The following is a 26,594-nucleotide window of genomic DNA, read 5'->3' as shown; positions in this document are numbered from 1 at the left end:
GGCCGATTCGGTCCCGGTCGCCCGCGACCTCCACATTTCCTGACGGTTCATCAGTATTGAATGTTCGGGCCCCTCCGGCTACGTTCCGCGACACCCAAGCCCGACACGAAGGGGTGGTCGTATGGCCGAAGTCAGCTCGGAGGCACGGATCGGGGCACCGGCCGAGAAGGTCTGGGCGCGGCTCACGGACTGGTCCGCGTACGGAGAGTGGAACGCCACCCACACGAGCTTCCCCGGGGGCGGCCCCTCGGCCCTGGAGGTCGGCGCGACCTTCCAGGAGAACATGAAGCTCATGGGCTTCCCGGCCGAGGTCGAGTGGACGGTGGAGGAGATGGAGCCGGCCAGGGTGCTGGCCATTCGCGGCAAGGGCCCGATGGCCGTCACCGTCGCCACGCGGTACACGCTCACACCGGACGGCGACGCCACGACCGTCCGCATCGACGGGGAGTTCACCGGCGCCGCGGTCTCGTTGATGGCGGGCAAGCTCAAGGACTCGGCGACGGCCGCGCTGGACGAGTCGCTGCGCAAGCTCGGCGGGCTGGTGGCCTGAACTCTTTGTGCGCCCGGCCGTCCGAGAAGAGGGCCGGAACCACCGAGCGGCGCCGCGCGGATCGCTCCGCGGGGCGCCGCCGGCTCGCCGGGCGGCCCGTCAGTCCTCGTCCGCGAGGATCAGGTACAGCTTCTTGCGGGCCTCGTTGACGACCGCGACGGCCTTGTCCCGCTGCTCCGCGCTGCCGGTCTTCCAGACCTGGCCGAACGCCTCCATCAGGCCCAGGCCCGCCTGCCGGACCTCACCGAGCGCTTCCCAGTCGATCCCGCGCGAGGCCGCCTCCCAGGGCGCGTCAGGGCCCTCCTCGGCGGCGGCGCGGCCCTGCTCCGTGAGCGAGAACAGCTTCTTGCCGCCCTCGCTGGCACTGACGATCAGGCCCTCGTCCTCCAGCAGTTGGAGAGTGGGGTACACCGAGCCGGGGCTGGGCTTCCACGCCCCGCCGCTGCGCTCGGCGATCTCCTGGATCATCTCGTAGCCGTGCATGGGCCGGTCCTTCAACAGGGCCAGGATCGAGGCCCGGACGTCGCCTCGCCGCGCCCTGCCCCGCGGTCCACCGCGTCCTCGTCCGCCCCAGTGCCCGGGGCCGAAGCCCGGCCCGCCCGGTCCGAAGCCGTGGGGACCGGGACCGAACGGCCCGAACGCCTCACGGCGGCCGTCGAAGTCGCCCCGGCCGCGGCGGTGGCCGCCGTGTCCGTGCCCGTACTCGTGTCCTTCGCCGCGCATCCCCGTCACTCCAATCCATCATTGATCAGTCGCGATACCTCAACGATATATCGGAATAGCTCACCCGACAAGACACTTCCGACAGCCGCCCTCCCCCACCAGGTCCAGGACCCGTGAATTGGCCTTGGCCCGCGGGTGCGCCGCGCCCTTAGCGTCGTCGTCATGCGGATTCGAATCGTCGACGCCTTCACCGACCGCCCGTTCACCGGGAACCCGGCCGGGGTCCTGATCCTCGACGCCTTCCCCGACGACGACTGGCTCCAGCGCGTGGCCATGGAGGTCAACCACGCGGAGACCGCCTTCGCGCACCCGCTGCCGGACGGAGGCACGGCCGACTGGGCGCTGCGGTGGTTCACACCGATGGCCGAGGTCGCGATGTGCGGCCACGCCACGCTCGCCACCGCCCACGTCCTGCACAGCACGGGCGCCCACGCCGGCGCGGTGCGGTTCGCCACCCGCAGCGGTGTCCTCGTGGCGACTCCCGGCGAGGACGGCTCGATCACCCTCGACTTCCCCACCGCGCCGCTCACCCCGGTCGACGTCCCCGAGGGCCTCGCGGACGCTCTCGGTGCCCGGCCGCACGCGGCCTTCGACACCGGCCCGCTGGTCGGCGACCTGCTCGTCGAACTCGCCGACGAGCGGACGGTCCGTGCGCTGCGCCCCGATCACCGGGCCCTCGGCGCCCATTCGGCGCGGGGCGTGATCGCCACCGCGCGGGCGGAGGACGCCGCGCCGGGCCACGACTACGTCTCGCGCTGCTTCTTCCCGAACGTGGGCATCGACGAGGACCCGGTCACCGGCAGCGCGCACACGGCACTCGCCCCCTACTGGTCGCGGCGCCTCGGCCGCACCGACCTCACCGGCCTCCAGGCCTCCCCCCGCTCCGGCCACGTCCGCACCGCGCTGCGCGGCGACCGCACGCTGCTCGGCGGCAGCGCGGTCACCGTCATCGAGGGGGAACTGCTCGCTTAGGGCCGGGCGGCCGGGGAGGGGCGGACAGGCTCTGGGGTCCGCGGCGTCACGCCGTGGGCAGCCAGTCCACCTTGCCCGCGAGCAGCGCGTAGCCGACGAACGCCCCGATGTCGAGCAGCGTGTGCGCGACCACCAGCGGGCCCACCCGGCCCCACCGCCGGTACAGGAGGACGAAGACCACGCCCATCACCATGTTGCCGATGAAGCCGCCGATGCCCTGGTAGAGGTGGTAGGAACCGCGCAGTACGGAACTCGCCACCAGCGCCGAGGTGGGGGACCAGCCCAACTGGTCGAGCCGGCGCAGCAGATAGCCGACGACGATCACTTCTTCGACGATGGAGTTCTGGAGCGCCGAAAGGATCAGCACCGGGAACTTCCACCACACGTCGGGCAAGGCCTCGGGGACGACGGTGAGGTTGAAGCCGAGGCCCCGCGCGAGCAGGTAGAAGGCGATGCCGCTGCTGCCGATCACCGCGGCGACGGCGGCTCCCCGCCCGAGGTCCGGCCACGGCTCGGTGCGGTCGAAGCCGAGCGTCCTCAGGCTCCGCCCCTCGCGCAGCAGGAAGTGCGCGACGAGGGCGACGGGAACGAGGGCGGTCGTGATGCCGAAGAGCTGCCAGGCCAGGTCGAGCCAGGGGCGGCCGGGGGCGGCGGAGGCGTTGAGGGTCGCCGCCTGGTCCTTCAGCCCGCCGGGTCTGGTGACGGATCCGATGAAGCTGATCAGCGCGGAGACACCGCTGGCGCCGAGCGACAGCGCGAGCACGAGCAGCGTCTCGTCACGGAGAATCCGCCGCGACGCCCGCTGCGGAGTCCCGGGTTCGGCCATCGGGCCCTGCTCCGCCTGCACGCCTGCCTCCTGTCGAGTGGTCCGGCCTCGCGCACATCCTCGCCCGTCGGCCTTCCGACAAGGTTACGAAGATCGCACACACCGGCACCCGCCAGCCTGGCAGACGCGTGTCCGCCGTGCCGCGGCTCCCCCCTCACAGCGGTTCGGTCATCCGGTCCTGGCCGGCTCGGGCAGGCCCACCGGCCAGGTGTGCACCGGTTCCCCGAGGTGCATCAGTTCCGCATAGCGCCGTGTCGTCGCCGCGAGTGCCTGCGCGCGCGACATGCCGCCCTCCCGCGCCCGGTGGAAGGTCGCGACCTGCCAGGAGGCCCCGTTGACCCGGCGCCGGCAGCGCTCGTCGATCACACCGAGGTAGTAGTCGCGGTCGGCCGGTTCGACACCCCAGGCGTCCAGCCCGGCCTCGGCGAGCGGGAGCAGTTCGTCCCGTACGAGGCTGACCGCGTCGACCTCGGCCGTCCCGCCGTACCGTCCGCGCCGCGGCCAGACGAAGCGGGCCTCGATGCCGTGGCGGCAGGCGGCGTCGAAGTTGGCGGCGGCGGCGTCGAACGGCAGCCGGCCCCACACCGGCCGGGAGTCCTCGGCGAGCGCCCGTACCACGCCGTAGTAGAAGGCGGCGTTGGCGATGACGTCGGTCACGGTCGGGCCGGCCGGCAGGACGCGGTTCTCCACCCGCAGATGCGGGACACCGTCGGCGATGCCGTAGACGGGCCGGTTCCAGCGGTACACCGTGCCGTTGTGCAGGACGAGTTCGGCGAGCTTGGGCACGCCGCCGGCGTCGAGGACCGCCAGCGGGTCCTCGTCGTCGCAGATCGGCAGCAGCGCGGGGTAGTAGCGCAGGTTCTCCTCGAAGAGGTCGAACGCCGAGTCGATCCACCGCTCCCCGAACCAGGTGCGCGGCCGGACCCCCTGGGCCTGCAGCTCGGGCGGGCGGGTGTCGGTGGACTGCTGGAACAGCGGCGGCCGGGACTCGCGCCACAGTTCACGGCCGAACAGGAAGGGGGAGTTGGCGCCGACGGCGATCTGCGCGGCGCAGGCGGCCTGCGCCGCGTTCCACACGTCGGGGAAGCGGGCCGGCGTGACCTGGAGGTGCAACTGGAGCGAGGTGCAGGCGGCTTCGGGCGCGATCGACTTGGAAGTGCAGGTCAGACGCTCGACACCGTCGATGTCCAGAGTGAAGTCCTCCCCGCGGGCGGCCACGATCTGGTCGTTGAGCAGGGTGTAGCGGTCGACGTCGGAGAGGTTCGAGGAGACCAGGTCGTCGCGGTCGAGGGTCGGCAGAATGCCGATCATCACGATTCCCGCGTCCACCTCGTTCGCTTTCCGGTGGGCATACGCCAGAGCCGTGCGCACTTCTTCCGCGAGCCGGTCGAATACCCGGCCGCCCAGGCGGTGCGGGGTGATGTTGACTTCCAGGTTGAACATGGCGAGTTCTGTTTGGAAATCTCGGCTTGCGATCCTTTCCAGCACCTGGGCATTGAGCATTCTCGGCATGCCGTCGGCCCCGGCGAGATTCAGCTCGATCTCCAGACCCATGAGGTTCCTGGGGCGATCGAACCGCTTCTCCTCCAGCAACCGCTCCAGTCCCCGCAGGCACTGCCGGAGCTTGGTGCGGTACCGCTGGCGGTCGGACAGGTCGAACGCGCCCGCCACCACCTTCTCCCCCATCGAAGCGTCCCTCCTCGGTGGGCGGGCCGGAGATCCGGCCGCCGGTGTCCGGGTCAGGGAGGATGATGCCCAGCCCGAGCGATCCATAACGCCCCCGGCGAGTGTCCGCAGCCGCTACTCTGGCCACTTGGGCCGTACATGACCGGCGGCACATTCCCCGGGCAAGTTGCAACCTGCACTTTCCGGCCGCTGCGAACTCGTGAAAAACGCCGACGAGAATTGGCCTACCGCGTCGCAGGCATTTCGCGAGGTCATCGCCGCGCGGCCCGCTGCGAATCGGGATGATTTCCACGTATCGCCGTCCGAATGAACCCTTGTGCGAGTGCCCGCGAGCGTTTAGACGAAACATCGAATGAACAAACGAGGTATAAACTCCGCCCAAGGAAGAAGGTTGGCGCCCGCGGTCGGAGGAACCTGCCGTCGAGTTGGCGTACGGCAGTCCTCACACCCACACCCCTGGTGCACGGACCCCGGCTCCCGCCTCCCTGTCCCCGTGAGCTGACAGCGCCGTCCGCCCCCGTCACCATGCGCCTACTTGCCTGTCGAATGAGAGGCGACCCACCATGCCGCTGCATGTCCCGCCGGCTCCCGCGCCCGCACTTCGCTCCGTCCTCACCGCACTCGGTTCCCCGACCGCCGTGCGTGAGGCCCGAACGCCCTCGCTGCGCGCCGCCCAAGGGCCCGCCACGCCCGAACTCCCGCTGCCCGTCCACGTACTGGACCGGATCACCGGCAAGGGCTCGCCCGGCACCCGCCTCGCCGGCTGGCGCTTCCTGATCCGCTGCGGCGATCAGGCGGTGGCCGCCGCCGAGACCATGCTCACTCCGGACGGCTGGGCCTTCTCGCACTTCTTCGAGGGGCCCTACGTCGCCTCGACCGAGCGGGCCCTGCGTCAGGCCGAATCCCTGCCCCAGGCGTACCAGCCCCGTCTGCTGTCCGTGCCCAGCCTGTACATGCTCACGCTGTGGCTGCACGGCGACTGCGCCGCCGACGGTGCCGACGGCCACCCCGCGGCCACCGACCTGCTGGTGCCGCTGGCTCCCGCTCCGCCCGGCATCGCGGCCCACCATCCGCACCGGGTCGCCGATCTGCTCCCGGTGCTGACCCTCCGCTCGGTGCCGCCGCCCCTGATGGGCTCGCCCGCCTGAGAGACGGGCCTCGTGTGCCCCGCCGCCGGACCTCCGGCGGCGGGGCACACGCCTTTCCCGGCCTCGGAGTTCGCCACGCCCCCCGCATTTCCCGCTCGCAAGAGCACCGAATTGCTCGTACGAGCCGAATGACCGCTCTGCCCGTCCGGACTAGCCCCGTCCGGCCATGTCGAACCACCCGAAATGACCCTCCAGTTGGAGTGAACCGCCCGGCCGGGTGATGCGTCATCAACCTGTGAAGAAGCGGTGCATCCAAATCCCTGCGGATTGACGCCCGTGGAGCAACACTGGGTTCGACCGACTGGAACACAACGGGGGCGGCCATGAACACCACATCAGAGCGAAAGATCCCTTCCATGTGCCAGCACCAGCCACCGTGCCCGACCGCCGACTCCGCCGACCGGGATTCCGCCCGCCTCGTGGCGCATCACCCGGAGCAGGGCTGGTCCCTGCTGTGCAACGGGGTCGTGCTCTTCGAGGACACCGGTGAACTCCTGCCGGACGGCCAGATCATCGCGCCTCACCGTCCGCTGGACGGCAGTCGCGTGATGACCGCCGCCTGAGCACGGACCGGGCGGCGGACACCGCCCGAGGACAATGAGGGGCCGGCCCGCGGACAACCACCGCGAACCGGCCCCGACGCGTGTCCGGCAGCCGTCACCGCCCGTGGTCGGTCAGGTGCTCCCCCGCATCAGGCCCTCCGCCAGTGGTCCCAGGGACAGCACCGGCAGATAGTTGAGCAGCGCCAGCAGGAGGGCGGCGCCGGTGGCCAGGGCGACGAAGTTGACGCCGCGGGCCTGGAGGGTGCCCACGGTGACGACGCCGGGCCGTTGCCGGGCCAGTCGCCCGGCCAGCGCGAGCACGAACACCATCGGCAGGCAGCGGCCGATCAGCATCGCCGCCGACATCAGCAGATTGTGGAAGTCGGTGGCGCCGTTGAAGCCCGCCATCGCGCTGCCGTTGCTGTTGACGTTGGAGGTGTACGCGTAGGTCAGCTCCGTCAGTCCGTGCGGTCCGGGGTTGCCCATGGAGGACGGACCGTGGCCGAGCGCCACCGCGAGCGCCACACAGGCCAGCACGGCCGTGGGCGAGACCAGGGCGTACAGCACGACGTGGCGCATCTCCCCGAAGCCGAGCCGCTTGCGCAGGTACTCGGGGGTGCGGCCGACCATCAGACCGCCGATGAAGACGGCCACCATCACGGCCATGATCAGGCCGTACAGTCCGCTGCCGGTTCCGCCCGGGGCGATCTCGCCGAGCATCATCGCCGACAGCAGCACCCCGCCGCCGAGACTCGAGAAGCTGTCGTAGGACGCGTTCGCCGCGCCGTCGGCCGTTCCGGTGGCCGCCACCCCGAAAAGCGTGGAGGCGGGAACGCCGAAACGGGTCTCGGTGCCCTCGTACTGGCCGCCGACCGCCTCGGTGACGGTGCCGTTGTGCGCGCTCTGCGCGAGGTTGCCGGCCGCGAGCAGCAGACCGAAGAGGATGCCGACCACGGCGAGCAGGGTCCAGCTCTGCCGCAGTGAGCCGATCATCCGGCCGTAGGTGCGGATGAAGGCGGTCGGGATCAGCAGCATCAGCACGATCTCGATCGCGTTGGTGACCGCCGTCGGGTTCTCGTAGGGGTGCGCGCTGTTGGCGTTGAAGATGCCGCCGCCGTCGCCCGACATGAGCTTCACCGGCTCCCAGGAGCCGACCGGGCCGCCGAGCAGGGTCTGCTCGCCCCCGGCGACCGTGGTGACGATGTGCGCGCCGCCCAGGCTCTGGGGGACGCCCAGCGCGATCAGCACGATGCCGAAGACGACCGACAGGGGCAGGAAGATCCGCAGCACCGAGCGGATCAGGTCCACCCAGAAGTTGCCCAGCAGGTCGGTGTCGCGGCGCGTCAGGCCCCGGATGAGGGCGAGCGCCACGCACAGGCCGACGGCACCGGAGGCGAACGCCTGGACGCCCAGGCCCGCCATCACCGCCAGGTGGCCGGTGGTGGACTCGCCCGCGTAGTTCTGCCAGCTGGTGTTGGTGGTGAAGCTGACCGCGGTGTGCAGGGCGAGCCGCCACGGCATGCCCTCGTGCCCCGTGGACCAGGGCAGCCGTCCCTGGAGGGTGAACAGGGTGAACAGCGCGGCGATGCTCGTGACGCTGAACGCGAGGAGCGCGAACAGGTAGTGCCGCCAGTCCTGTTCCCGGTCCGGGTCGATGCCGCAGACCTTGTGGAGGAACCGCTCGGCGCGGCTGTGCCGCCCGCCGTCGAGGGCGCGCGCCATGTAGTCGCCGAGCGGTACGTGCAGACCGACGACGACCGCGAGGATCAGGGTGGCCTGGAGCCAGCCGTACATGTGGGTCAGGCCCCCTTCAGCGGCTGGGTGCGGTCGAGCGCCGCGTTGAGTTCGACGACGTTCACCGCCGGTGCGCCGAGGACGCCGAGCCCGCGGCCGGTGGTGTGTTCGTCGACGAGCCTGCGTACTGCCCGCTCGTCCAGGCCTCGTTCGCGGGCGATCCGCGGGGTCTGGAGTCCGGCGTACGCGGGGCTGATGTGCGGGTCGAGGCCGCTGGCGCTCGCGGTGACGGCGTCGGCCGGGACCGCCGGGCCGGCGGGCGCGTCGCCGCGTACCGGGGTGACCACCGCTCGCGCGTAGTCCGTTCCCGGCTCGGCGCACTCGACGGTCACACCCTCGTACACGGCGCGGAACGGCTTCGCCGGGCAGGCCTGGTTGAGGCTGACGACGCGGGTGGCCCGGCCGGTGGTGCCGTCCGCGCGGAAGACGCCGAGGACCGCGCCGACGCCGTCACCCGTGCAGAACGGGCGGGAGCCGTCGACCCGCTCCAGCTCGCCGACCGCCTTGCTGCGGGCGCAGACCTGGGTCAGCAGGCTCTGCCTGCCGTCGGGGCCGAGGACGTCGACCGTGGACTCCGGGCCGAGGTTTCCGGCGGCCGACGCCGAGGCGTCGTAGCCGTCGCCGGCGTGGGAGGGCCGGGACTGGAAGTAGGACGGGATCGGGTTGCCGTCGTCGTCCAGGAAGGACTGGCCGATCAGCGTGCTGCCGCCCTCGGCGAGTACGGAGCCGCGGGCGTTGTCGCGCAGTCCGGGGACCTGGGCGATCGCGGTCATCGCGAGGGGGTGGGCGAGCCCGACGAGCAGGGTCAGTGCGACGACCACCCGGATCGCCGCCACATGGTGGCCGATCCAGGAGGGCATCCGGGTGCGGAGGTTCATGATCGGATTCCCGGGATGAACTGGACGACGGCGAGGTCGATGAACTTGATCGCGAGGAAGGGCAGGATCAGCCCGCCCACGCCGTAGATCCACAGGTTGCGGGTGAGCAGGGAGTCGGCGTCCCCCGGCCGGTAGCGCACGCCGCGCAGGGCGAGCGGGATCAGGGCGACGATGATCAGTGCGTTGAAGACGACCGCGGACAGGATCGCCGAGGTCGGCGAGTGCAGCCGCATCACGTTGACCGCGTCGAGCGAGGAGTGGACCCCGCCGAACATCGCCGGGAGGATCGCGAAGTACTTCGCGATGTCGTTGGCCAGAGAGAATGTGGTCAACGCGCCGCGGGTGACGAGGAGTTGCTTGCCGATCTCGACGATGTCGATGATCTTCGTGGGGTCGGAGTCGAGGTCGACCATGTTGCCGGCCTCCTTGGCGGCCGACGTACCGGTGTTCATCGCCACGCCGACGTCGGCCTGCGCGAGCGCCGGGGCGTCGTTGGTGCCGTCACCGGTCATCGCGACCAGCTTGCCGCCCGCCTGCTCCCGCCTGATCAGCGCGAGCTTGTCCTCCGGTGTCGCCTCCGCGAGGAAGTCGTCCACGCCCGCCTCGTCGGCGATGGCCTTCGCGGTCACCGGGTTGTCGCCGGTGACCATCACCGTACGGATGCCCATCCGCCGCAGCTCCGCGAAGCGTTCGCGCAGGCCGGGCTTGACGACGTCCTTGAGGTGCACGACGCCGAGCAGCCGTGCCGGGCCCTCGGCGGTGTGCTCGGCGACCGCGAGCGGGGTGCCGCCGGAGGCCGAGACCTGGTCGACGCAGGCGTCGAGAGCGGCCGGAACCTCACCGCCGTTGTCCCGGACCCATCGGGCCACGGCGGTGGCCGCGCCCTTGCGCAGCCGGTGTCCGCCGGGCAGGTCCACGCCCGACATCCTGGTGGTGGCGCTGAACGGCACCCAGGCGGCGTCGGCGCGCGCGCTCCTGTCCAGGGCGAACTTCTCCCGCGCGTACGCCACGATCGAGCGGCCCTCGGGCGTCTCGTCGGCGAGGCTGGAGAGCAGGGCGGCGTCGGCGAGCCGGCGTCCGGTGACCGGGCCGAGCGGGAGCAGCGCACCGGCCCGCCGGTTGCCGAAGGTGATGGTGCCGGTCTTGTCCAGCAGCAGGGTGTTGACGTCGCCCGCCGCCTCGACCGCCCGCCCGGACATGGCGAGCACGTTGCGCTGCACCAGCCGGTCCATGCCGGCGATGCCGATCGCGGACAGCAGCCCGCCGATCGTCGTCGGGATCAGGCAGACCAGCAGCGAGACCAGCACGATGCCGGTGACGCCGTCGGCGGTCAGTGCCTGCGTGTCGTGGGCGGCTGCCATGAAGTCCTTGGAGAACACCGCCATCGGCTGGAGTGTGACGACCGCGACCAGGAAGACGAAGGTCATCATGACCAGCAGAAGGTTGAGCGCCAGTTCGTTGGGGGTCTTCTTCCGGTCGGCGCCCTCCACCAGGGAGATCATCCGGTCCAGGAAGGACGCGCCCGGCTCCTGCGTGATGCGCACGACGATGCGGTCCGACAGCACCTCGGTGCCGCCGGTGACGGCGCAGCGGTCGCCGCCCGACTCGCGGATGACCGGCGCGGACTCACCGGTGATCGCCGACTCGTCGACGCTGGCGACGCCCTCGATCACGTCCCCGTCGCCCGGTACGAGTTCACCGGCCTCGACCACCACCGCGTCGCCCCGGCGCAGTTCCGCCGCGGACACGCGCTCCTCGGCGCCGCCCACCAGCCGGCGTGCGACGGTCTGCCGGCGCATGCCGCGCAGCGTGTCGGCCTGCGCCCGGCCGCGGCTCTCGGCGACCGCCTCGGCCAGATTGGCGAAGACGACCGTGAGCCACAGCCAGACGGTGATGAGCCAGCCGAACACCGACGGCTGGGCGACGGCGAGGACGGTGGTCAGCGCGGCACCGATCTCGGTGACGAACATGACCGGACTGCGGGCCAGGGTGAGCGGGTTGAGCTTGCACAGCGCGGCGGGCAGCGCACGCCAGAGCTGCTGCGGGTCGAGCAGGCCGGCGCCGATCCGGCGGGCCGGTCCCGGTTCGGGCGGCCGTATCTCCTCGGCGGGTTTCGCTCTCAGGGGCGCGGGCGCGGTCATCAGAAGCGCTCCGGCTTGATCAGCGCAACCACCAGGTAGGCCAGCAGGGCGATCGCGACGATCAGCCCCACGACGTTCTCGGCCGTCACGTGTTCCTCACAGGTCGTCTCGGAAAGGGCATGGGACACCTCCGGTCGAGGGCGTGGCCGTCACTCGACCGGAGGTGGACCGGGGGCGGAGCGGGTTACAGGCCGACGTCGCGGCTGCGGATGTCGTCCAGGGACTCGCGGCGGATCAGGAGCCGGGCGCGGCCGTCCGCGACGGCGGCCACCGGCGGGCGGCCGACCATGTTGTAGCCGGAGGCCATGGACAGGTGGTAGGCGCCCGCGACGGGGACGGCGAGCAGGTCTCCGGGCCGTACGTCCTCGGGCAGTTCGACGTCGGCGGCGAGGACGTCACCGGCCTCGCAGTGCCGGCCGACCACCGTCACCGGCGTGGTCGGCACGGCGCTGTGCCGGCCGACCAGGCGGGGCGCGTAGCGCACGCCGTACAGGGCGGGCCGCGGGTTGTCGCTCATCCCGCCGTCCACGGCGACGAAGACCTGCGAGCCCGTGCGCTTCACGGCGAGGACGTGGTAGAGGGCGACACCGGCCGGGCCGGCGATGGCGCGGCCCGGTTCGATCATCAGGCGGGGCACCCGCAGTCCGGCCGCCGCGCACGCCGCGATCAGTTCGGCGCGCACCTTGCGGGCCAGCGCGGTCAGGTCCAGGGCCGGTTCGCCCGGCCGGTAGGCGATGCCGTGGCCGCCGCCGAGGTCGAGTTCCGGCAGGACGATGCCGTGCTGCTCGTGCAGCCGCGCCATCAGGCCGACCATGCGGCGCACCGCCGACAGATAGGGCTTGACGCTGGTGATCTGCGACCCCAGGTGGCAGTGCAGACCGGTCAGTTCGAGCTGCGGCTGGTCGAGGATGCGGGCGATCGCGTGCTGGGCGTAGCCGTCGGAGATGGACAGGCCGAACTTCTGGTCGTCGGTGCCGGTGCGGATCTTCGCGTGTCCGCCGGCGCTGATACCGGGGATCACCCGGACCATGACCTTCTGTCGGCCCTCGGGTCCTACGGCCGCCGCCAGCCGGGCGATCTCGGACGGGCCGTCGATGACGATGCGGCCGACGCCGAGGCGCAGCGCGGTCTCCAGGTCCCGCGGCGACTTGGCGTTGCCGTGCAGGACGATCTTCTCCGGCGGGAAGCCGGCGGTGACCGCCAGCTCCAGTTCACCGGCGGAGCAGACGTCGAGCCCGAGGCCCTCCTCGTCCACCCAGTGGACCATCGCGCGGCACAGGAACGCCTTGGCCGCGTACACCACGTCGGCGTCGGGGAACGCGTGCCGGTAGGTGCGGCAGCGGTCACGCACCTCCCCCTCGTCGAGGACGTAGACGGGGGTGCCGAAGCGGTCGGCGATCTCGGCCAGCGGTACGCCGCCGACACCGAGGTCGCCGGGTTGCGGCTCGGCAGTGGACGCCGGCCACACCGACAGGGCGTCGGTGGTGGTGACGGCGGGTTCGTGAACAGTGGTCATCGTGCGGTCCCTCTCAACCGATCCACAACGCGAGTGCCGAGACGAGGGCGGCGGCGCCGGTCACGCGCAGCGCGCCGACCGCCTGGGGGTCCCATGGGGCGCGGCGGTGGCCGTCCGGTCCCGGTACGGCCCGCTGCGCGGGGGTGCCCGGCGCGCAGGAGGACTCCTGGGCGGGCGGGGTGCCGGGCGCGGTCGCCGCGACGCTCTCGCGGGCGGGCGCCGTTGCGGCGGCAGCGCCGGGCGCGGGGGCCGCGGCGGTGTCGCGGGCGGGCGCCGGTGCGGAGAACTGGGGGTCGATCGTGACGGTGGTGACGCCGAGCGGCGCGGTCAGCGCGCGCAGCGCGGGCTCGGCCAGCCGGATCCAGGCCTGGTCGGGTCCCAGGGTCGCCCTCAGTCGACGTTCGGAGGTGAAGCCGACGGCCGTGCGCTCACCGAGCGGGCTGCGAAAGAGCCGGGCCGTGCAGCCTGCCGGTCCCGACCGGACGGGAACGTGGAGAGGTCCGGCCGGGAACGGATTGGAAGGCTCCGGGTCTTCGCACATGAGATCTGCCATGGGATGCCTCCTGGAGGATCCGAGCTGGTTGCTTTTCTGGCTGAGGTGCCCCGGGTCGCGGGGAGGCGGCCGGGGCGCATGTCTGACGCTATGCCCGTCACCCGGGCGGCTCCGACGGGTCATGACGGGATGCTGACGGCGAGGGGGCTGACGCTGACGGGATGCTGACGGTGGGTCCGGCCGGCCCCCGCCGGGGGCGCTAGAGGTGCGCCAAGAAGTGGGGCCGCGCCTGTTCGCGGGCCGCCCGCCGGAGTGGGATGGGAGTGCGGCCCGCAGGGCCGTCCGCGGGCCGCGGGCGCGCGGGTGTGGTGCGAAGGAACGGTGGAGTCATGTCCGGTTACGACAGCTCCGGTGCCCCTCGTGTCGTCGTCGGCGTGAGCGGCTCCCTGGGAAGTCTGACCGCTCTGGGCCGGGCGGCCCACGAGGCCCGGTGCCGGGGGGCCGAACTGTGGCCGGTGCTGGCCTGGGAGCCACCCGGCGGTGAGCGCGTCACGAGCCGGTCGCCGATGTCGTGCGTGCAGGTCGAGGAGTGGCAGGCGTCGGCCCGTGAGCGGCTGCTGTACGCGCTCGGGGACGTCTTCGGCGAGCGGGGCCCCGGGGTCGCGATGTGCGCGCTGGTGGCGCGCGGTACTCCGGGGCGCGCCCTGGTGGAGGTCGCGGACCGCGCGGACGACGTCCTGGTGGTGGGCGCCGGACGCCGCGCTCCCTGGCACCGGGCGCTCAACCGCTCGGTGAGCCGCTACTGCCTGGCCCATGCCGACTGCCCGGTGCTCGCGGTGCCGCCGTCACCGCTGGAGTCCGAGCTGGCCGCGGTGCACCGCCGCAACGCGTGGCGGCTGCGGCTGGACGCCCGGGAACTCGCCGACCGTCCGGAGACGGTCCCGCCGGAGGCCTGAGGCCCGAACCGGCGGGCCGTCCAGTCGCTACGAGACCACCCGCGCCGAGTAGTCCGGCCGGTCCGGGCGGCGGCCCGGCACCCGGCGCAGGCTGAGCACCATGGTCAGACCGCCGCCCGGGGTGTCCTCCGCGTTCAGCGTGCCGCCCATGGCCTCGGCGAAGCCGCGGGCGACGGCGAGGCCGAGCCCCACCCCGGCGCCGCGCGGGGCGTCGCCGTGGCGCTGGAAGGGCTCGAAGATGCGCTCCTTGGCGTCGTCCGGGACACCGGGCCCGCGGTCCACCACCCGCACCTCCACCCGTTCGTTGATGGCGCTCGCGGACACCAGGACCCGGGCGCCGGGCGGGCTGTACTTGACCGCGTTCTCCACGAGGTTGGCCACCGACCGCTCCAGCAGTCCCTTGTCGACGTGGACCATCGGCAGCGTCTCCGGGATGTCGAGATCGACGCTGCCCTCGGGGACCCCGCCGAGGGCCATCGGCACCACTTCGTCGAGGTCGATCTCCCGGACCAGCGGGGAGACGGTGCCGGTCTGGAGGCGGGACATGTCGAGCAGGTTGCCGACCAGGTGGTCGAGCCGGTCCGCGCCCTCCTCGATCGCCTCCAGCAGGGCGGCCCGGTCCTCCTCGGACCACTCGACGTCGTCCGAACGCAGTGAGGTCACCGACGCCTTGATGCCCGCGAGCGGGGTCCGCAGATCGTGGCTGACGGCGGCCAGCAGCGCGGTGCGGATGCGGTTGCCCTCGGCCAGCGTACGGGCCCGGTCCGCCTCCTCCTGGAGCCGCCGGCGGTCGAGGACGACCACGGCCTGCGCGGCGAAGGCGGCGAGCACCCGGCGGTCCTCGGCGGGCAGCACACGGCCGTTGAGCGCGAGCGCGGTGTGGTCGCCGACCGGCATGTCCACGTCCGCGTCCTCCGGGTTGGCGACCGGCCGCGGCCCCACGCTGCCCGCGCAGGTCCAGGGCGCCACGTCGGCCTCCCGCTCGAGCAGCGCCACGGACTCCATGCCGAACGTCTCGCGCACCCGCTCCAGCAGTTCCTCGAGGCCGGTCTCGCCGCGCAACACGTTGCCCGCGAGGAAGGACAGGATCTCCGACTCCGCCCGCAGCCGGGACGCCTGCTGGGTGCGCCGGGCCGCCAGGTCCACCACGGAGGCCACCGACACCGCCACGCCTATGAAGATGGCGATGGCGACGATGTTCTTCGGGTCGGCGATGGTCAGGGTGTGGACCGGGGGTGTGAAGAACCAGTTGAGCAGCAGCGAGCCCACCACCGCCGAGGCCAGCGCCGGCAGCAGTCCGCCGAGCAGGGCCGCCGCCACCGTGAACGTCAGGTACAGCAGCATGTCGTTGGCGAGGCCGACCTCGGGGGTGACGCTCGTCAGCAGGAGGGTCAGCAGGACGGGACCGAGCACGCCGACGAGCCAGCCCCGGACGACGCGGGGTCGGCCCAGACGCGCGCCGCGCGCCACCGGCAGTCCGCGGCCCTTTCCGGCCTCGGCGTGGGTGATGAGGTGGACGTCGAGGTCGGGCCCGGACTCGCGGGCGACGGTGGCGCCGACACCCGGCCCGAGGACGTACTGCCAGGTCTTGCGGCGCGAGACGCCGAGCACGATCTGGGTGGCGTTGACACCGCGGGCGAAGTCCAGCAGCGCCGCCGGTACGTCCTCGCCGACCACCTGGTGGAAGGTGCCGCCGAGATCCTCCACCAGGGTGCGCTGGACGGCCAGTTCCTTCGGTGAGGCGCCGGTCAGTCCGTCGCTGCGGGAGATGTAGACGGCCAGCACCTCACCGCCGGCGCCCTTCTCCGCCAGCCGCACGGCCCGGCGGATCAGGGTCCGGCCCTCCGGTCCGCCGGTCAGGCCGACCACGATCCGCTCGCGCGAACCCCAGATCTTCGAGACCCGGTGTTCGCTGCGGTACTCGGTGAGGTATTCGTCGACCCGGTCGGCCACCCACAGCAGCGCCAGTTCGCGCAGCGCGGTGAGGTTTCCGGGCCGGAAGTAGTTGGACAGCGCCGCGTCGACCTTGTCCGACTTGTAGATGTTGCCGTGCGCCATGCGCCGCCGCAGCGCCTCGGGGGACATGTCGACGAGGTCGACCTGGTCCGCGCGGCGCACGACCTCGTCGGGCACCGTCTCGCGCTGCCGGATGCCCGTGATGGACTCGACGACGTCGCCGAGGGACTCCAGGTGCTGGATGTTGACCGTGGAGATGACGTCGATGCCCGCGGCCAGCAGTTCCTCCACGTCCTGCCAGCGCTTGGTGTTGCGGGAGCCGGGGACGTTGGTGTGGGCGAGTTCGTCGACCAGCGCGACCTGCGGCCGCCGGGCCAGCACCGCGTCCACGTCCATCTCGCCGAACACGCCGCCCCGGTAGTCGAGTCGCCGGCGCTGCACCTGTTCCAGACCGTGCAGCATCACCTCGGTGCGCGGCCGGTCGTGGTGCTCGACGAAGGCCACCACGCAGTCGGTGCCCCGTTCGACGCGCCGGTGCGCCTCGGAGAGCATCGCGTAGGTCTTGCCGACGCCCGGGGCGGCGCCGAGGTAGATCCGAAGCTTGCCGCGTGCCATGTTCACCCTTCGAAGCGGTAACCCATGCCGGGTTCGGTGATGAGGTAGCGGGGGTGCGCGGGGTCCGTTTCCAACTTGCGCCGCAGCTGGGCCATGTAGACCCTCAGGTAGTTCGTCTTGCTGCGCCGGGACACCCCCCAGACCTCCTGGAGCAGGTGCTTCTGCGTGACGAGCCGGCCGCGGTTGGTGACCAGGATCTCCAGCAGATGCCATTCGGTCGGCGTGAGCCGTACGTCGCGGCCGTCCCGCACCGCCTTCTTCGCGAGCAGGTCGATGGTGAAGCCCGCGGTCCGCACGACCGTTCTCCCGACGGCGGCCGGGACCTCCTCGGTGCGGCGGACGGCGGCCCGCAGCCGCGCCATGAGTTCGTCCATGCTGAACGGCTTGGTGACGTAGTCGTCGGCGCCTGCGTCCAGTGCCGCGACCTTCTCGTCGGAGGCCTGACGGGCCGAGAGCACCAGGACCGGGACCCGTGTCCAGCCGCGCAGCGCCTTGATGACGTCGACCCCGTCCATGTCGGGCAGCCCCAGGTCGAGCATCACCACGTCGGGCCGGCGGGCGGCGGCCAGACGCAGGGCCGTGGCCCCGTCGGGGGCCGCGTCCACTCCGTAGCGGCGCGCCTGCATGTTGATCACGAGAGCCCGGACGAGCTGCGGGTCGTCCTCCACCACCAGCACCCTGGTCATGGGTGTGCGCCCTTCCTGTCGTACACGCCGGCTGCGCCGCAACCGGCCGCATGGCGGCGGGAGCCGGCCGTTCCGGAAGGTGTCTCCGGCCGCCGACTCCCGCGCGATTCGCGTAACGCCGTCAGCTCTTGGCCACGAGTTCCTTGAGCGCGATGTTCAGCTCCAGGACGTTGACCCGGGGCTCACCCATGAATCCGAGCGTGCGGCCCTCGGTGTGGTCGTCCACGAGCTCTTGCACCTCGGCGACGGGCAGTCCGTTCTTCTCGGCGACCCGGTGGACCTGGATGTCCGCGTACTGCGGGGAGATGTCCGGGTCCAGGCCGGAGCCGGAGGAGGTCACCGCGTCGGCGGGCACCTGGGAGGGCTTGACCTCGTAGCCCGAGACGGAGTTGTCCTTCACCACGGCGGCCTTGGCGTCCTTCACCCACTGGATGAGTTCCTCGTTGTCACCGGAGCGGTTGGTGGCGCCGGAGAGGATCAGCGAGTACTGGGTGTTGACGCTGTTGGTGCCCAGGCCGTTCTGCGGACGGCCCTGGAACCACTTCAGGTCGGCTTCCGGGGTCTCCTGGCCCTCCTTCAGGGGCAGGTTGTACGCCTGACCGATCAGGGAGGAGCCGACGACCTTGCCCTGCGACGTGATCTCCGAGCCGTTCGCCTTGTCGTTGAACAGCCCCTGGGCGACGCCGGTCACGGCCAGCGGATAGAAGACGCCCAGTACGAGGGTCAGGACGAGGAGGGCGCGCAGGCCCGCCCCGAACAACCGGGCGGTGTTCGATACGGAGTTGTTCATGGCGATCAGCCGATTCCGGGGATGAGGGAGATGATCATGTCGATGACCTTGATGCCGATGAAGGGGGCTATCAGGCCGCCGAGGCCGTAGATCCCGAGGTTGCGCCGAAGCATCCGGTCGGCGCTCACCGGCCGGTACTGCACGCCCTTCAGGGCGAGCGGCACCAGCGCGATGATGACGAGCGCGTTGAAGACGACGGCCGACAGGATCGCGGAGTCCGGCGAGGACAGCTGCATGATGTTCAGCTTGTCCAGGCCCGGGTAGACCGCCGCGAACAGCGCCGGGATGATCGCGAAGTACTTCGCGACGTCGTTGGCGATGGAGAAGGTGGTCAGCGCACCGCGGGTGATCAGCAACTGCTTGCCGATCTCGACGATCTCGATGAGCTTGGTCGGGTTGGAGTCGAGGTCGACCATGTTGCCGGCCTCCTTGGCGGCCGACGTACCGGTGTTCATCGCCACGCCGACGTCGGCCTGCGCGAGCGCCGGGGCGTCGTTGGTGCCGTCACCGGTCATCGCGACCAGCTTGCCGCCCGCCTGCTCCCGCTTGATCAGCGCCATCTTGTCCTCGGGAGTCGCCTCCGCGAGGAAGTCGTCGACGCCCGCCTCCTCGGCGATGGCCTTGGCCGTCAGCGGGTTGTCACCCGTGATCATGACGGTCTTGATGCCCATGCGGCGCAGTTCCTGGAACCGCTCGCGCATGCCGTCCTTGACGACGTCCTTGAGGTGGATGACGCCCAGCACACGGGCCCCGTCGGCGTCCTCGACCGCCACGAGCAGCGGCGTCCCGCCCGCCTGGGAGATCTCCCTGACCAGCCGGTCGGCGTCCTCGGAGATCCGGCCGCCACGCTCGCCCACCCAGGCGATGACGGAACCGGCCGCGCCCTTGCGGACCTTCCTGCCGTCCACGTCGACTCCGGACATCCGGGTCTGGGCGGTGAAGGCGATCCACTCGGCGTTCGCCAGCTCGCCCTGGTGGCGCTCGCGCAGCCCGTACTTGTCCTTCGCGAGGACGACGACGGAGCGGCCCTCGGGCGTCTCGTCGGCCAGCGACGACAGCTGGGCGGCGTCCGCGACCTCGGCGGCGGTGACGCCGCCGACCGGCACGAACTCGGCGGCCTGCCGGTTGCCGAGCGTGATGGTGCCGGTCTTGTCCAGCAGCAGGGTGGAGACGTCGCCGGCGGCCTCGACCGCGCGGCCCGACATCGCCAGCACGTTGCGCTGCACCAGCCGGTCCATGCCCGCGATGCCGATCGCGGAAAGCAGGGCGCCGATCGTGGTCGGGATGAGGCAGACCAGCAGGGCGACCAGCACGACCATCGTCAGCTCGGTGCCGGCGTAGTCCGCGAACGGGGGCAGCGTGGCGCACGCCAGCAGGAAGGCGATCGTCAGCGAGGCGAGCAGGATGTTCAGGGCGATCTCGTTCGGCGTCTTCTGCCGGGACGCGCCCTCGACGAGGCTGATCATCCGGTCGATGAAGGTCTCTCCCGGCTTCGTCGTGATCTTGACGACGATGCGGTCGGAGAGCACCTTGGTGCCGCCGGTGACCGCGGAGCGGTCGCCGCCCGACTCACGGATCACGGGCGCGGACTCACCGGTGATCGCCGACTCGTCGACGCTCGCGACGCCCTCGACGACGTCGCCGTCACCGGGGATGATGTCGCCGGCCTCGCACACGACCTGGTCGCCGATGCGCAGTTCGGTGCCGGGCACCCGCTCCTCGCGGGCGCCCACGAGGCGCCGGGCCACGGTGTCGGTCTTGGCCTTGCGCAGGGTGTCGGCCTGCGCCTTGCCGCGGCCCTCGGCGACCGCCTCGGCCAGGTTGGCGAAGATCACGGTGAGCCAGAGCCACGCGCTGATCGTCCAGCCGAACCAGTCGCCCGGGTCCGTGAAGGAGAAGACGGTGGTCAGGATCGAGCCGATCCACACCACGAACATCACGGGCGACTTGACCATCACCCGCGGGTGCAGCTTGCGGAAGGCTTCCGGCAGCGACCTGACCAGTTGCCTCGGGTCGAAGAGGCCCGCGCCGACACGGCCCTCGGCGGACTTGTGCCCGGTGGGTACGTCGCTGTGCGGCGCCCGGGTCGGAGTGGCTGTGGACATCGAGTCCTCTTGCTTCTGTGTCCGGGTGGTCATCACGCCAGCCCCTCGGCCAGCGGTCCCAGCGCCAGGGCCGGGAAGTACGTGAGACCGGTGATGATGATGATCGTGCCGACGAGCAGACCGGCGTACAGCGGCTTGTCGGTACGCAGGGTGCCCGCGGTGGCCGGTACCGGCTTCTGCTCGGCGAGCGAACCCGCGAGGGCCAGGACGAACACCATCGGCACGAACCGGCCGAGCAGCATGGCGATGCCGAGCGTGCTGTTGAACCACTGGGTGTCCGCGTTCAGACCGGCGAAGGCCGAGCCGTTGTTGTTCGCGGCGGACGTGTAGGCGTACAGGATCTCGGAGAAGCCGTGCGCCCCGCTGTTGGTCATCGAGTTGCCCGGGGTGGGCAGCGCCATGGCCAGTCCGGTGAAGACGAGCACCAGCGCGGGCGTGACCAGGATGTAGAGGGCCGCCAGCTTGATCTCGCGGGTGCCGATCTTCTTGCCCAGGTACTCCGGCGTACGGCCGACCATCAGACCGGCGATGAACACCGCGATGATCGCCATGATCAGCATGCCGTAGAGGCCGGAACCGACACCACCGGGCGCGATCTCGCCCAGCATCATGCCGAGCATGGTGATGCCGCCGCCGAGGCCGGTGAACGAGGAGTGGAAGGAGTCGACCGCACCGGTCGAGGTCAGCGTGGTGGAGACCGCGAAGATCGACGAACCGCCGATGCCGAAGCGGAGCTCCTTGCCCTCCATCGCGCCGCCGGCGATCTCGAACGCCGGGCCGCGGTGGGCGAACTCGGTCCACATCATCAGCGCGACGAAGCCGAGCCAGATGGTGGCCATGGTGGCGAGGATCGCGTAGCCCTGCCGGACCGAGCCGACCATCACGCCGAAGGTGCGGGTCAGCGCGAACGGGATGACGAGGATCAGGAAGATCTCGAAGAGGTTCGTGAACGGCGTCGGGTTCTCGAAGGGGTGGGCGCTGTTGGCGTTGAAGTAACCGCCGCCGTTGGTGCCCAGCTCCTTGATGACCTCCTGCGAGGCGACGGCGCCGCCGTTCCACTCCTGCGAGCCGCCGATGAACTGGCCGACCTCGTGGATACCGGAGAAGTTCTGGATGACACCGCCGGCGACCAGGACGAGCGCGCCGACGAAGGCGAGCGGCAGCAGGATGCGGACGGTGCCGCGCACCAGGTCCGCCCAGAAGTTGCCCAGGTCACCGGTGCGCGAGCGGGCGAAGCCGCGCACCAGCGCCACCGCGACGGCCATGCCGACGGCCGCGGAGACGAAGTTCTGCACGGCCAGGCCGCCGGTCTGCACGACGTGGCCCATGGCCTGTTCGCCGTAGTACGACTGCCAGTTGGTGTTGGCCACGAACGACACGGCGGTGTTGAACGCCTGGTCCGGGTCGATCGCGGAGAAGCCGAGCGAGCCGGGCAGGATGCCCTGGAGCCGCTGGAGCAGGTAGAGGAAGAGGACACCGGCCACCGAGAAGGCGAGCACACCGCGCAGGTACGCGGTCCAGCGCATCTCGGTGTCGGGGTTGGCGCCTATCCCCTTGTAGATCCACTTCTCGACACGCCAGTGCTTGTCGGAGGAGTAGACCTTGGCCATGTAGTTGCCAAGGGGGACGTAGGCGATCGCCAGTGCGCCGATGAGGGCGAGCAACTGGAGCACGCCGGCAAGTACGGGACCCATTGTCGTGCTCAGAACCTCTCCGGGAAGATCAGGGCGAGGACGAGATAGCCCAGCAGGGCGACGGCCACGACCAGGCCGACTACGTTCTCTGCGGTCACAGCTTCGTCACCCCCTTGGCGACGAGGGTCACCAGCGCGAACAGCGCGATCGTGGTGACGACGAAGGCCACATCGGCCATCGTGAGCTCCTGGAGTAGAGGTTCGGTTGGGTTCGGTTGGAACAGAACGGTTCGAGGAAACCGCCTCGCCGACCGGTTTCGACCGCCGTTGACGGCTCCCTTACGGCCCTCTGCGCCGCCTTGACGCGACTCTTACGGCCACCCGGCCTGCGCGAATGCGGAAGCCGATCGTCAGGGCGGTTCGAGCCGGGCCGACGGATCACGCCGTCGGTTTCACGCCGCACGGAGTGCTCGGCGGAGGTGCCGCGCGGGATCGGGACGGAGGCCGGGACGGACCATCGCAGGCGCCGCACGGGATCGGGACGGAGGCCGGGACGGAGGCCGGGACGGCCGCTCCGGCGCTGGGGCGGTCGCGCCGGGTCCGGCGCGCTGCCGACGGGCCGGCGCGCCCGCGCCGTACGGCGGTCGTGCGAGCCGGCGGGACGGCAACGGCCGCTGCGGCGGCGTCAAGAACCCTGCCCCGTACGTCAGAGGGCCGTCAACGCCCGCGGCCCCCGCTCGCGCGGCATCTAGCGTCGGGGGTATGGGACTCCGTGACGACCGGGGCCGGGATCTGACCGACCGACCGGCCCGGCACCCCCGCCCGCCGGTCCACGACCGCCACTGGGCACGTGATGTGCGCAGCGCTGCCGGCTGCGCCGGCCTGCTGGCCGCCTTGCTGCTGGTGATCGACTGGGGCGCCGGCAGCCTGACCGCCTGGCGTGCGCTGCTGTGGCTCGGCCTCGCGACGCTGCTGTTCCTGGTGCTCTGCCCGCCCCGCGTGTCCGTGGGTGAGGGATGGATCGCCTCGCGGTCGCTGCTGCGCACCCGACGGGTCCGCACCGACCTGCTCGTGTCGGTGCGCAGTCTGGACGGCGTCTCGCAGCGGCTGCTGCTGCGCGACGCCTTCGGCGACCGGATCGAGATCGACCCGCGGGTGCTGATCGACAACCCCGAGCTGTGGTACCGCGTCGACCTGGACGCCCACCGTGCCGAGGCGTCCGGCTACCTGCAGTCCGGGCCCACGGCCCTCAAGCGCGTCTCGGCGCGGCTGGACGCCGAGACGGCCCGTACCGTGTTCAAGGTGTCGGGCCTGGACTAGAACCGGCTCGGCGCCGGCACCCCACTCGGCCCAGCCCGCTCACCCGCTCCCCGCCCGATCCCCCGGAACCGGTCCGTGTTCCGGCGGGTTCGGGCCGTCGGCGTTCGGCGCCTCGGGGCGTTCGGCCAGCGGCAGCGACACCACCATGGTCAGCCCGCCGCCGGGAGTGTCCTCGGGGCTCACGGTGCCGCTCATCGCCTCCGTCAGCCCGCGGGCGAGCGCCAGGCCCAGCCCCAGGCCGCTGGTGTTGTCCGTGTCGCCGAGCCGCTGGAACGGTTCGAACAGCCGCTCCCGGTCCGCCGCGGGCAGTCCGGGGCCCCGGTCCACGACCCGCAGTTCCACCCGGCCGGCCAGCACACTCGCGGTGACCAGCACCTTCGTACCCGCCGGGGCGTGGCGGTCGGCGTTGGAGACCAGATTGGCGATCACGCGCTCCAGCAGCGGCGGATCGGCCAGCACCTGCGGAACCCGCTCGACCTCCCCGACCTCCACGCCGGTGATGTCCGAGAGTGCCGCCGGGAGGACCTCCTCCAGCGAGGTCGGCCGCAGATTGAGCCTGAGCACACCGGCCTCCAGCCGGCTGAGGTCGAGCAGGTTCTCCACCAGTCGGCTGAGCTTGGCCATGGACTCGTCGGCGGTGGCGAGGAGTTCGTCGCGGTCCTCCGCGGTGAACTCGACGTCCCGGCTGCGCAGCGAGGTGACGGCCGCCCAACCGGCGGCGAGTGGAGTGCGCAGGTCGTGGCCGACGGCCCGCAGCAGCGCGGTACGCATCCGGTCCGCGGCCCGCACCGGCTCGACCTGGGCGGCCGCCTCGGCCAGCCTGGCCCGCTCCACCGCCGACCCCACGTGCGCGGCGAAGGCGGCGAGGACCCGCCGCTCGGACGCGGACAGGGCACCGCCGCGCAGCACCAGGAAGCCCCCGGGCCCGGCCGGCACCACGGTGGCACCGGACATGGGCTCCCGGGTCCCGCCGAACCGGGCGGCACCTGCCTCGTCGGGCGCGTCGGCGACGAGTTCCGCGGTGTCCACCCCGAAGGTCTCCCGGGTCCGCTCCAGCAGCGCCGGGATCGTCTGCCCGCCGCGCACGATGCTGCCGGCCAGCGAGGACATGGTCTCCGCCTCGGCGGTGGCGCGGGCGGCGCGGCGGGACAGTCTGAGCGAGCGGTCGACGACCGCGGCGACGGTGGCGGCGACCACCGCGAAGACGGCCAGTGCCAGCAGGGCGTTGGGGTCGCGGAGCGTGAACTGCCCCATGGGCGCGATGAACCAGTAGTTGAGCAGCAGCGACGCCGTCACGGAGGCGATCACCGCCGAGGCCACGCCGCCTATGCAGGCCACACCCACCACCGTGAGCAGGAACAGCAGCGCCTCGCTGGTGAGGTTGAAGGTGCCGCGCAGTTGGGCGAGGAGGACCGTCAGCAGCACCGGCAGCACCAGCCCGGCGACCGGTCCCGCGATCATGCGGGCCCGCGACAGCGTGCGGCGCCGGGACGGCAGCAGGGTGCCGCGGCCGGCCCGCTCGTGCGAGACCTGGTGGACGTCGATGTCGCCGGACTGCGCGACGACCCTCTCCCCCGTGCCCATGCCGGTGAGGAACCGTTCGAGGCGTCCCCGCCTGCTGGAGCCGAGGACGAGCTGGGTGGCGTTCTCGGTACGGGCGAACTCCACCAGCGCGCTCGCCACGTCGTCGCCGACGACGGAGTGGTAACTGCCGCCGAGGTCCTCCACCAGCCTGCGCTGCCGGGCCAGCGACGCGTGCGAGAAACCGGTGGCGAGACCGTCGCTGCGGGCGACGTGCACGGCGAGCAGGTCCCCGCCGGCCGACCGGTCGGCGATCCGGGCGGCCCGCCGTACGAGCGTGTCGCCCTCCGGTCCGCCGGTCAGCGCCACCACGACCCGCTCCCGGGTCTCCCAGACCCCGCCTATCGCGTGCTCGGCCCGGTACCTCTGGAGGGCCTCGTCGACCCGGTCGGCCGTCCACAGCAGCGCCAGCTGCCGCAGCGCGGTCAGGTTGCCGGTGCGGAAGTAGTTGGCGAGGGCCGCGTCGATGTTCTCGGGTGCGTAGACGTTGCCGTGCGCCATCCGGCGGCGCAGGGCCTCGGGCGGCATGTCGACCAGCTCCACCTGGTGGGCCCGGCGTACGACCTCGTCCGGCACGGTCTCGTGCTGGGGCACGCCGGTGATCTTCTCGACGACGTCCTTGAGGGACTCCAGGTGCTGAATGTTGACGGCGGTGATGACGTCGACGCCGGCCGCGAGCAGTTCCTCGACGTCCTGCCACCGCTTGGGGTTGCGGCCGCCGCCCGGGACGTTGCTGTGGGCGAGTTCGTCGACGAGGGCGATCTGCGGGCCGCGGGCGAGGACCGCGGCGAGGTCCATCTCCTCGAACCGCCCGCCGCGGTAGGTGCAGCCGAGCCGCGGCACGACCTCCAGGCCGTCCAGCACGGTCTCGGTGCGGGGCCGCCCGTGGCACTCGGCGAACCCCACGACGACGTCGGCTCCGCGGGCGGCGCGGCGCCGCCCCTCGTCGAGCATGCGGTACGTCTTGCCGACCCCCGGAGCCGCCCCGAGGTAGACCTTCAGCCGTCCGCGCCGTACTTCGTTCATCACCCTCAGCGAAGCGCTCGGCGGCACGCCGGTCAGGCGTATTGACGCCTCCCTGGCGCCTCGAACGAGGACGTTGACACCGTCTTGACGAACAGTTGCCCGGCGGGCCCCGTGACGGCTCGCCGGACAGCGGTACCCGAGAGGCCGGACCCGGCATCATCGGCCGCGCGCCGCCGCCGCGGGCATCGAACACGGGCGTCGAACGGGGGCGTCGAGGAACCGTCCCGCCGGGAGCCGGTCCCGATCGGCGGGCCGCGCGGCGGAACCGTACGGCGAGAGCGGTGATGGGCAGGACCGTGGCCGCGCGCAGAGGGCGCAGCCGCGCGGGGACGTGGTCCCGGTGGCGGCGGCGCAGAGCGGCCCGCTCGGCCACGGCCTGCTGTCGGGGGGTGCCCGCGGAACGGCCCGGGTCGCGCCCCCTCCGAGCCGCGGTCCGACACCGCCCACGGGACGGGGGCGACCGGTTCCGGCCGCACAGGTCTCGAAGCCGCGCTCCGAGTGACCCGCGTGCCGGTGCCCCGGGTGCGGGGTGCGGGATTCCCGGGGTTCCCGTTTCCCGCCCCTTCCCCGGCCATCACCGTCACGGTTTCTCGCGGCCGAGGGCAGTACCCGTCCCCCGTCGCCGTTCAGTCTCACGCTGCCTACGACCGCTCGAGC

General features: G+C 71.8%; 22 protein-coding genes. 6 read left to right on the top strand and 16 right to left on the bottom strand.

Annotated features, from left to right (window positions below; translation table 11 throughout):
• Positions 1-121 precede the first annotated feature (121 nt).
• Positions 122-550, top strand: coding sequence for a type II toxin-antitoxin system Rv0910 family toxin (locus DN051_RS32040; protein ID WP_053761512.1), 429 nt, complete (start codon positions 122-124; stop codon positions 548-550).
• 99 nt (positions 551-649) lie between these two features.
• On the opposite strand, the gene DN051_RS32035 is transcribed toward DN051_RS32040, so the two are convergent.
• Entirely contained in the window at positions 650-1,273 is a 624-nt protein-coding gene (locus DN051_RS32035) for a PadR family transcriptional regulator (protein WP_053761513.1), read from the bottom strand.
• A gap of 162 nt (positions 1,274-1,435) precedes the next feature.
• On the opposite strand from DN051_RS32035, the gene DN051_RS32030 reads away from it, so the two are divergent.
• Positions 1,436-2,245, top strand: a complete 810-nt coding sequence (locus DN051_RS32030; RefSeq protein WP_053761514.1) for a PhzF family phenazine biosynthesis protein — start codon at positions 1,436-1,438, stop codon at positions 2,243-2,245.
• 46 nt (positions 2,246-2,291) lie between these two features.
• Here DN051_RS32030 and DN051_RS32025 read toward each other — a convergent pair whose 3' ends face one another.
• Complete coding sequence (locus DN051_RS32025; protein ID WP_199314723.1) at positions 2,292-3,092, bottom strand: CPBP family intramembrane glutamic endopeptidase; 801 nt, start codon at positions 3,090-3,092, stop codon at positions 2,292-2,294.
• 147 nt (positions 3,093-3,239) lie between these two features.
• Entirely contained in the window at positions 3,240-4,757 is a 1,518-nt protein-coding gene (locus DN051_RS32020; protein WP_053761516.1) for a glutamate-cysteine ligase family protein, read from the bottom strand.
• Between the two features lie 563 nt (positions 4,758-5,320).
• Here DN051_RS32020 and DN051_RS32015 point away from each other — a divergent pair.
• On the top strand, positions 5,321-5,905 hold the full coding sequence (locus DN051_RS32015; RefSeq protein WP_053761517.1) for a hypothetical protein: 585 nt from the start codon (positions 5,321-5,323) through the stop codon (positions 5,903-5,905).
• Between the two features lie 356 nt (positions 5,906-6,261).
• Positions 6,262-6,468, top strand: a complete 207-nt coding sequence (locus tag DN051_RS32010) for a DUF5999 family protein (RefSeq protein ID WP_053761518.1) — start codon at positions 6,262-6,264, stop codon at positions 6,466-6,468.
• Between the two features lie 111 nt (positions 6,469-6,579).
• Here DN051_RS32010 and kdpA (DN051_RS32005) read toward each other — a convergent pair whose 3' ends face one another.
• The 6 genes from kdpA (DN051_RS32005) to DN051_RS47840 all read right to left on the bottom strand — a co-directional run bounded on the left by kdpA (DN051_RS32005) (position 6,580) and on the right by DN051_RS47840 (position 13,329).
• Positions 6,580-8,241, bottom strand: coding sequence for a potassium-transporting ATPase subunit KdpA (kdpA, locus tag DN051_RS32005; protein WP_112440160.1), 1,662 nt, complete (start codon positions 8,239-8,241; stop codon positions 6,580-6,582).
• Between the two features lie 5 nt (positions 8,242-8,246).
• Positions 8,247-9,119 carry a potassium-transporting ATPase subunit C gene (locus DN051_RS32000; protein WP_112440158.1) on the bottom strand — a complete coding sequence of 291 codons (873 nt, stop codon included), beginning with the start codon at positions 9,117-9,119 and terminating at the stop codon, positions 8,247-8,249.
• Entirely contained in the window at positions 9,116-11,260 is a 2,145-nt protein-coding gene (gene kdpB / locus DN051_RS31995; protein WP_112440156.1) for a potassium-transporting ATPase subunit KdpB, read from the bottom strand. Before kdpB (DN051_RS31995) ends, DN051_RS32000 begins: the two co-directional genes overlap by 4 nt.
• On the bottom strand, positions 11,260-11,349 hold the full coding sequence (kdpF, locus tag DN051_RS31990; protein ID WP_063797361.1) for a K(+)-transporting ATPase subunit F: 90 nt from the start codon (positions 11,347-11,349) through the stop codon (positions 11,260-11,262). Before kdpF (DN051_RS31990) ends, kdpB (DN051_RS31995) begins: the two co-directional genes overlap by 1 nt.
• Before the next feature lie 95 nt (positions 11,350-11,444).
• The gene (gene lysA, locus DN051_RS31985; RefSeq protein ID WP_112440154.1) at positions 11,445-12,776 is read right to left on the bottom strand and encodes a diaminopimelate decarboxylase; all 1,332 of its coding nucleotides are present in this window, start codon (positions 12,774-12,776) and stop codon (positions 11,445-11,447) included.
• A gap of 13 nt (positions 12,777-12,789) precedes the next feature.
• Complete coding sequence (locus tag DN051_RS47840) at positions 12,790-13,329, bottom strand: SAV_915 family protein (protein ID WP_112440152.1); 540 nt, start codon at positions 13,327-13,329, stop codon at positions 12,790-12,792.
• 329 nt (positions 13,330-13,658) lie between these two features.
• Here DN051_RS47840 and DN051_RS31975 point away from each other — a divergent pair, with 329 nt between their 5' ends.
• Positions 13,659-14,225 carry a universal stress protein gene (locus DN051_RS31975; RefSeq protein WP_112440150.1) on the top strand — a complete coding sequence of 189 codons (567 nt, stop codon included), beginning with the start codon at positions 13,659-13,661 and terminating at the stop codon, positions 14,223-14,225.
• A 27-nt stretch (positions 14,226-14,252) separates the two neighbouring features.
• Here the strand turns inward: DN051_RS31975 and DN051_RS31970 are convergent, their stop codons facing one another.
• The 6 genes from DN051_RS31970 to kdpF (DN051_RS31945) all read right to left on the bottom strand — a co-directional run bounded on the left by DN051_RS31970 (position 14,253) and on the right by kdpF (DN051_RS31945) (position 22,169).
• Positions 14,253-16,796 (bottom strand): sensor histidine kinase, encoded by a 2,544-nt coding sequence (locus DN051_RS31970; RefSeq protein ID WP_053761523.1) that lies wholly within the window; start codon positions 16,794-16,796, stop codon positions 14,253-14,255.
• 2 nt (positions 16,797-16,798) lie between these two features.
• On the bottom strand, positions 16,799-17,482 hold the full coding sequence (locus DN051_RS31965; RefSeq protein ID WP_053761524.1) for a response regulator: 684 nt from the start codon (positions 17,480-17,482) through the stop codon (positions 16,799-16,801).
• A 121-nt stretch (positions 17,483-17,603) separates the two neighbouring features.
• Complete coding sequence (locus DN051_RS31960) at positions 17,604-18,272, bottom strand: potassium-transporting ATPase subunit C (protein ID WP_053761525.1); 669 nt, start codon at positions 18,270-18,272, stop codon at positions 17,604-17,606.
• A gap of 5 nt (positions 18,273-18,277) precedes the next feature.
• Positions 18,278-20,410: a potassium-transporting ATPase subunit KdpB gene (kdpB, locus tag DN051_RS31955; protein WP_199314721.1), complete on the bottom strand. Its 2,133-nt coding sequence runs from the start codon at positions 20,408-20,410 to the stop codon at positions 18,278-18,280.
• The gene (gene kdpA / locus DN051_RS31950; RefSeq protein WP_112440148.1) at positions 20,410-22,071 is read right to left on the bottom strand and encodes a potassium-transporting ATPase subunit KdpA; all 1,662 of its coding nucleotides are present in this window, start codon (positions 22,069-22,071) and stop codon (positions 20,410-20,412) included. The genes kdpB (DN051_RS31955) and kdpA (DN051_RS31950) overlap by 1 nt, the downstream gene beginning before the upstream one ends.
• A gap of 8 nt (positions 22,072-22,079) precedes the next feature.
• On the bottom strand, positions 22,080-22,169 hold the full coding sequence (gene kdpF / locus DN051_RS31945; RefSeq protein WP_009326374.1) for a K(+)-transporting ATPase subunit F: 90 nt from the start codon (positions 22,167-22,169) through the stop codon (positions 22,080-22,082).
• Between the two features lie 603 nt (positions 22,170-22,772).
• Here kdpF (DN051_RS31945) and DN051_RS31940 point away from each other — a divergent pair.
• Positions 22,773-23,330, top strand: coding sequence for a hypothetical protein (locus DN051_RS31940; RefSeq protein ID WP_246040677.1), 558 nt, complete (start codon positions 22,773-22,775; stop codon positions 23,328-23,330).
• Positions 23,331-23,369: 39 nt separating this feature from the next.
• Here DN051_RS31940 and DN051_RS31935 read toward each other — a convergent pair whose 3' ends face one another.
• The gene (locus DN051_RS31935; protein WP_112440146.1) at positions 23,370-25,937 is read right to left on the bottom strand and encodes an ATP-binding protein; all 2,568 of its coding nucleotides are present in this window, start codon (positions 25,935-25,937) and stop codon (positions 23,370-23,372) included.
• Positions 25,938-26,594 lie beyond the last annotated feature (657 nt).

Source organism: Streptomyces cadmiisoli (assembly GCF_003261055.1).
Lineage (GTDB): Bacteria > Actinomycetota > Actinomycetes > Streptomycetales > Streptomycetaceae > Streptomyces > Streptomyces cadmiisoli.
This window is presented reverse-complemented; position numbering and strand designations above follow the sequence as displayed.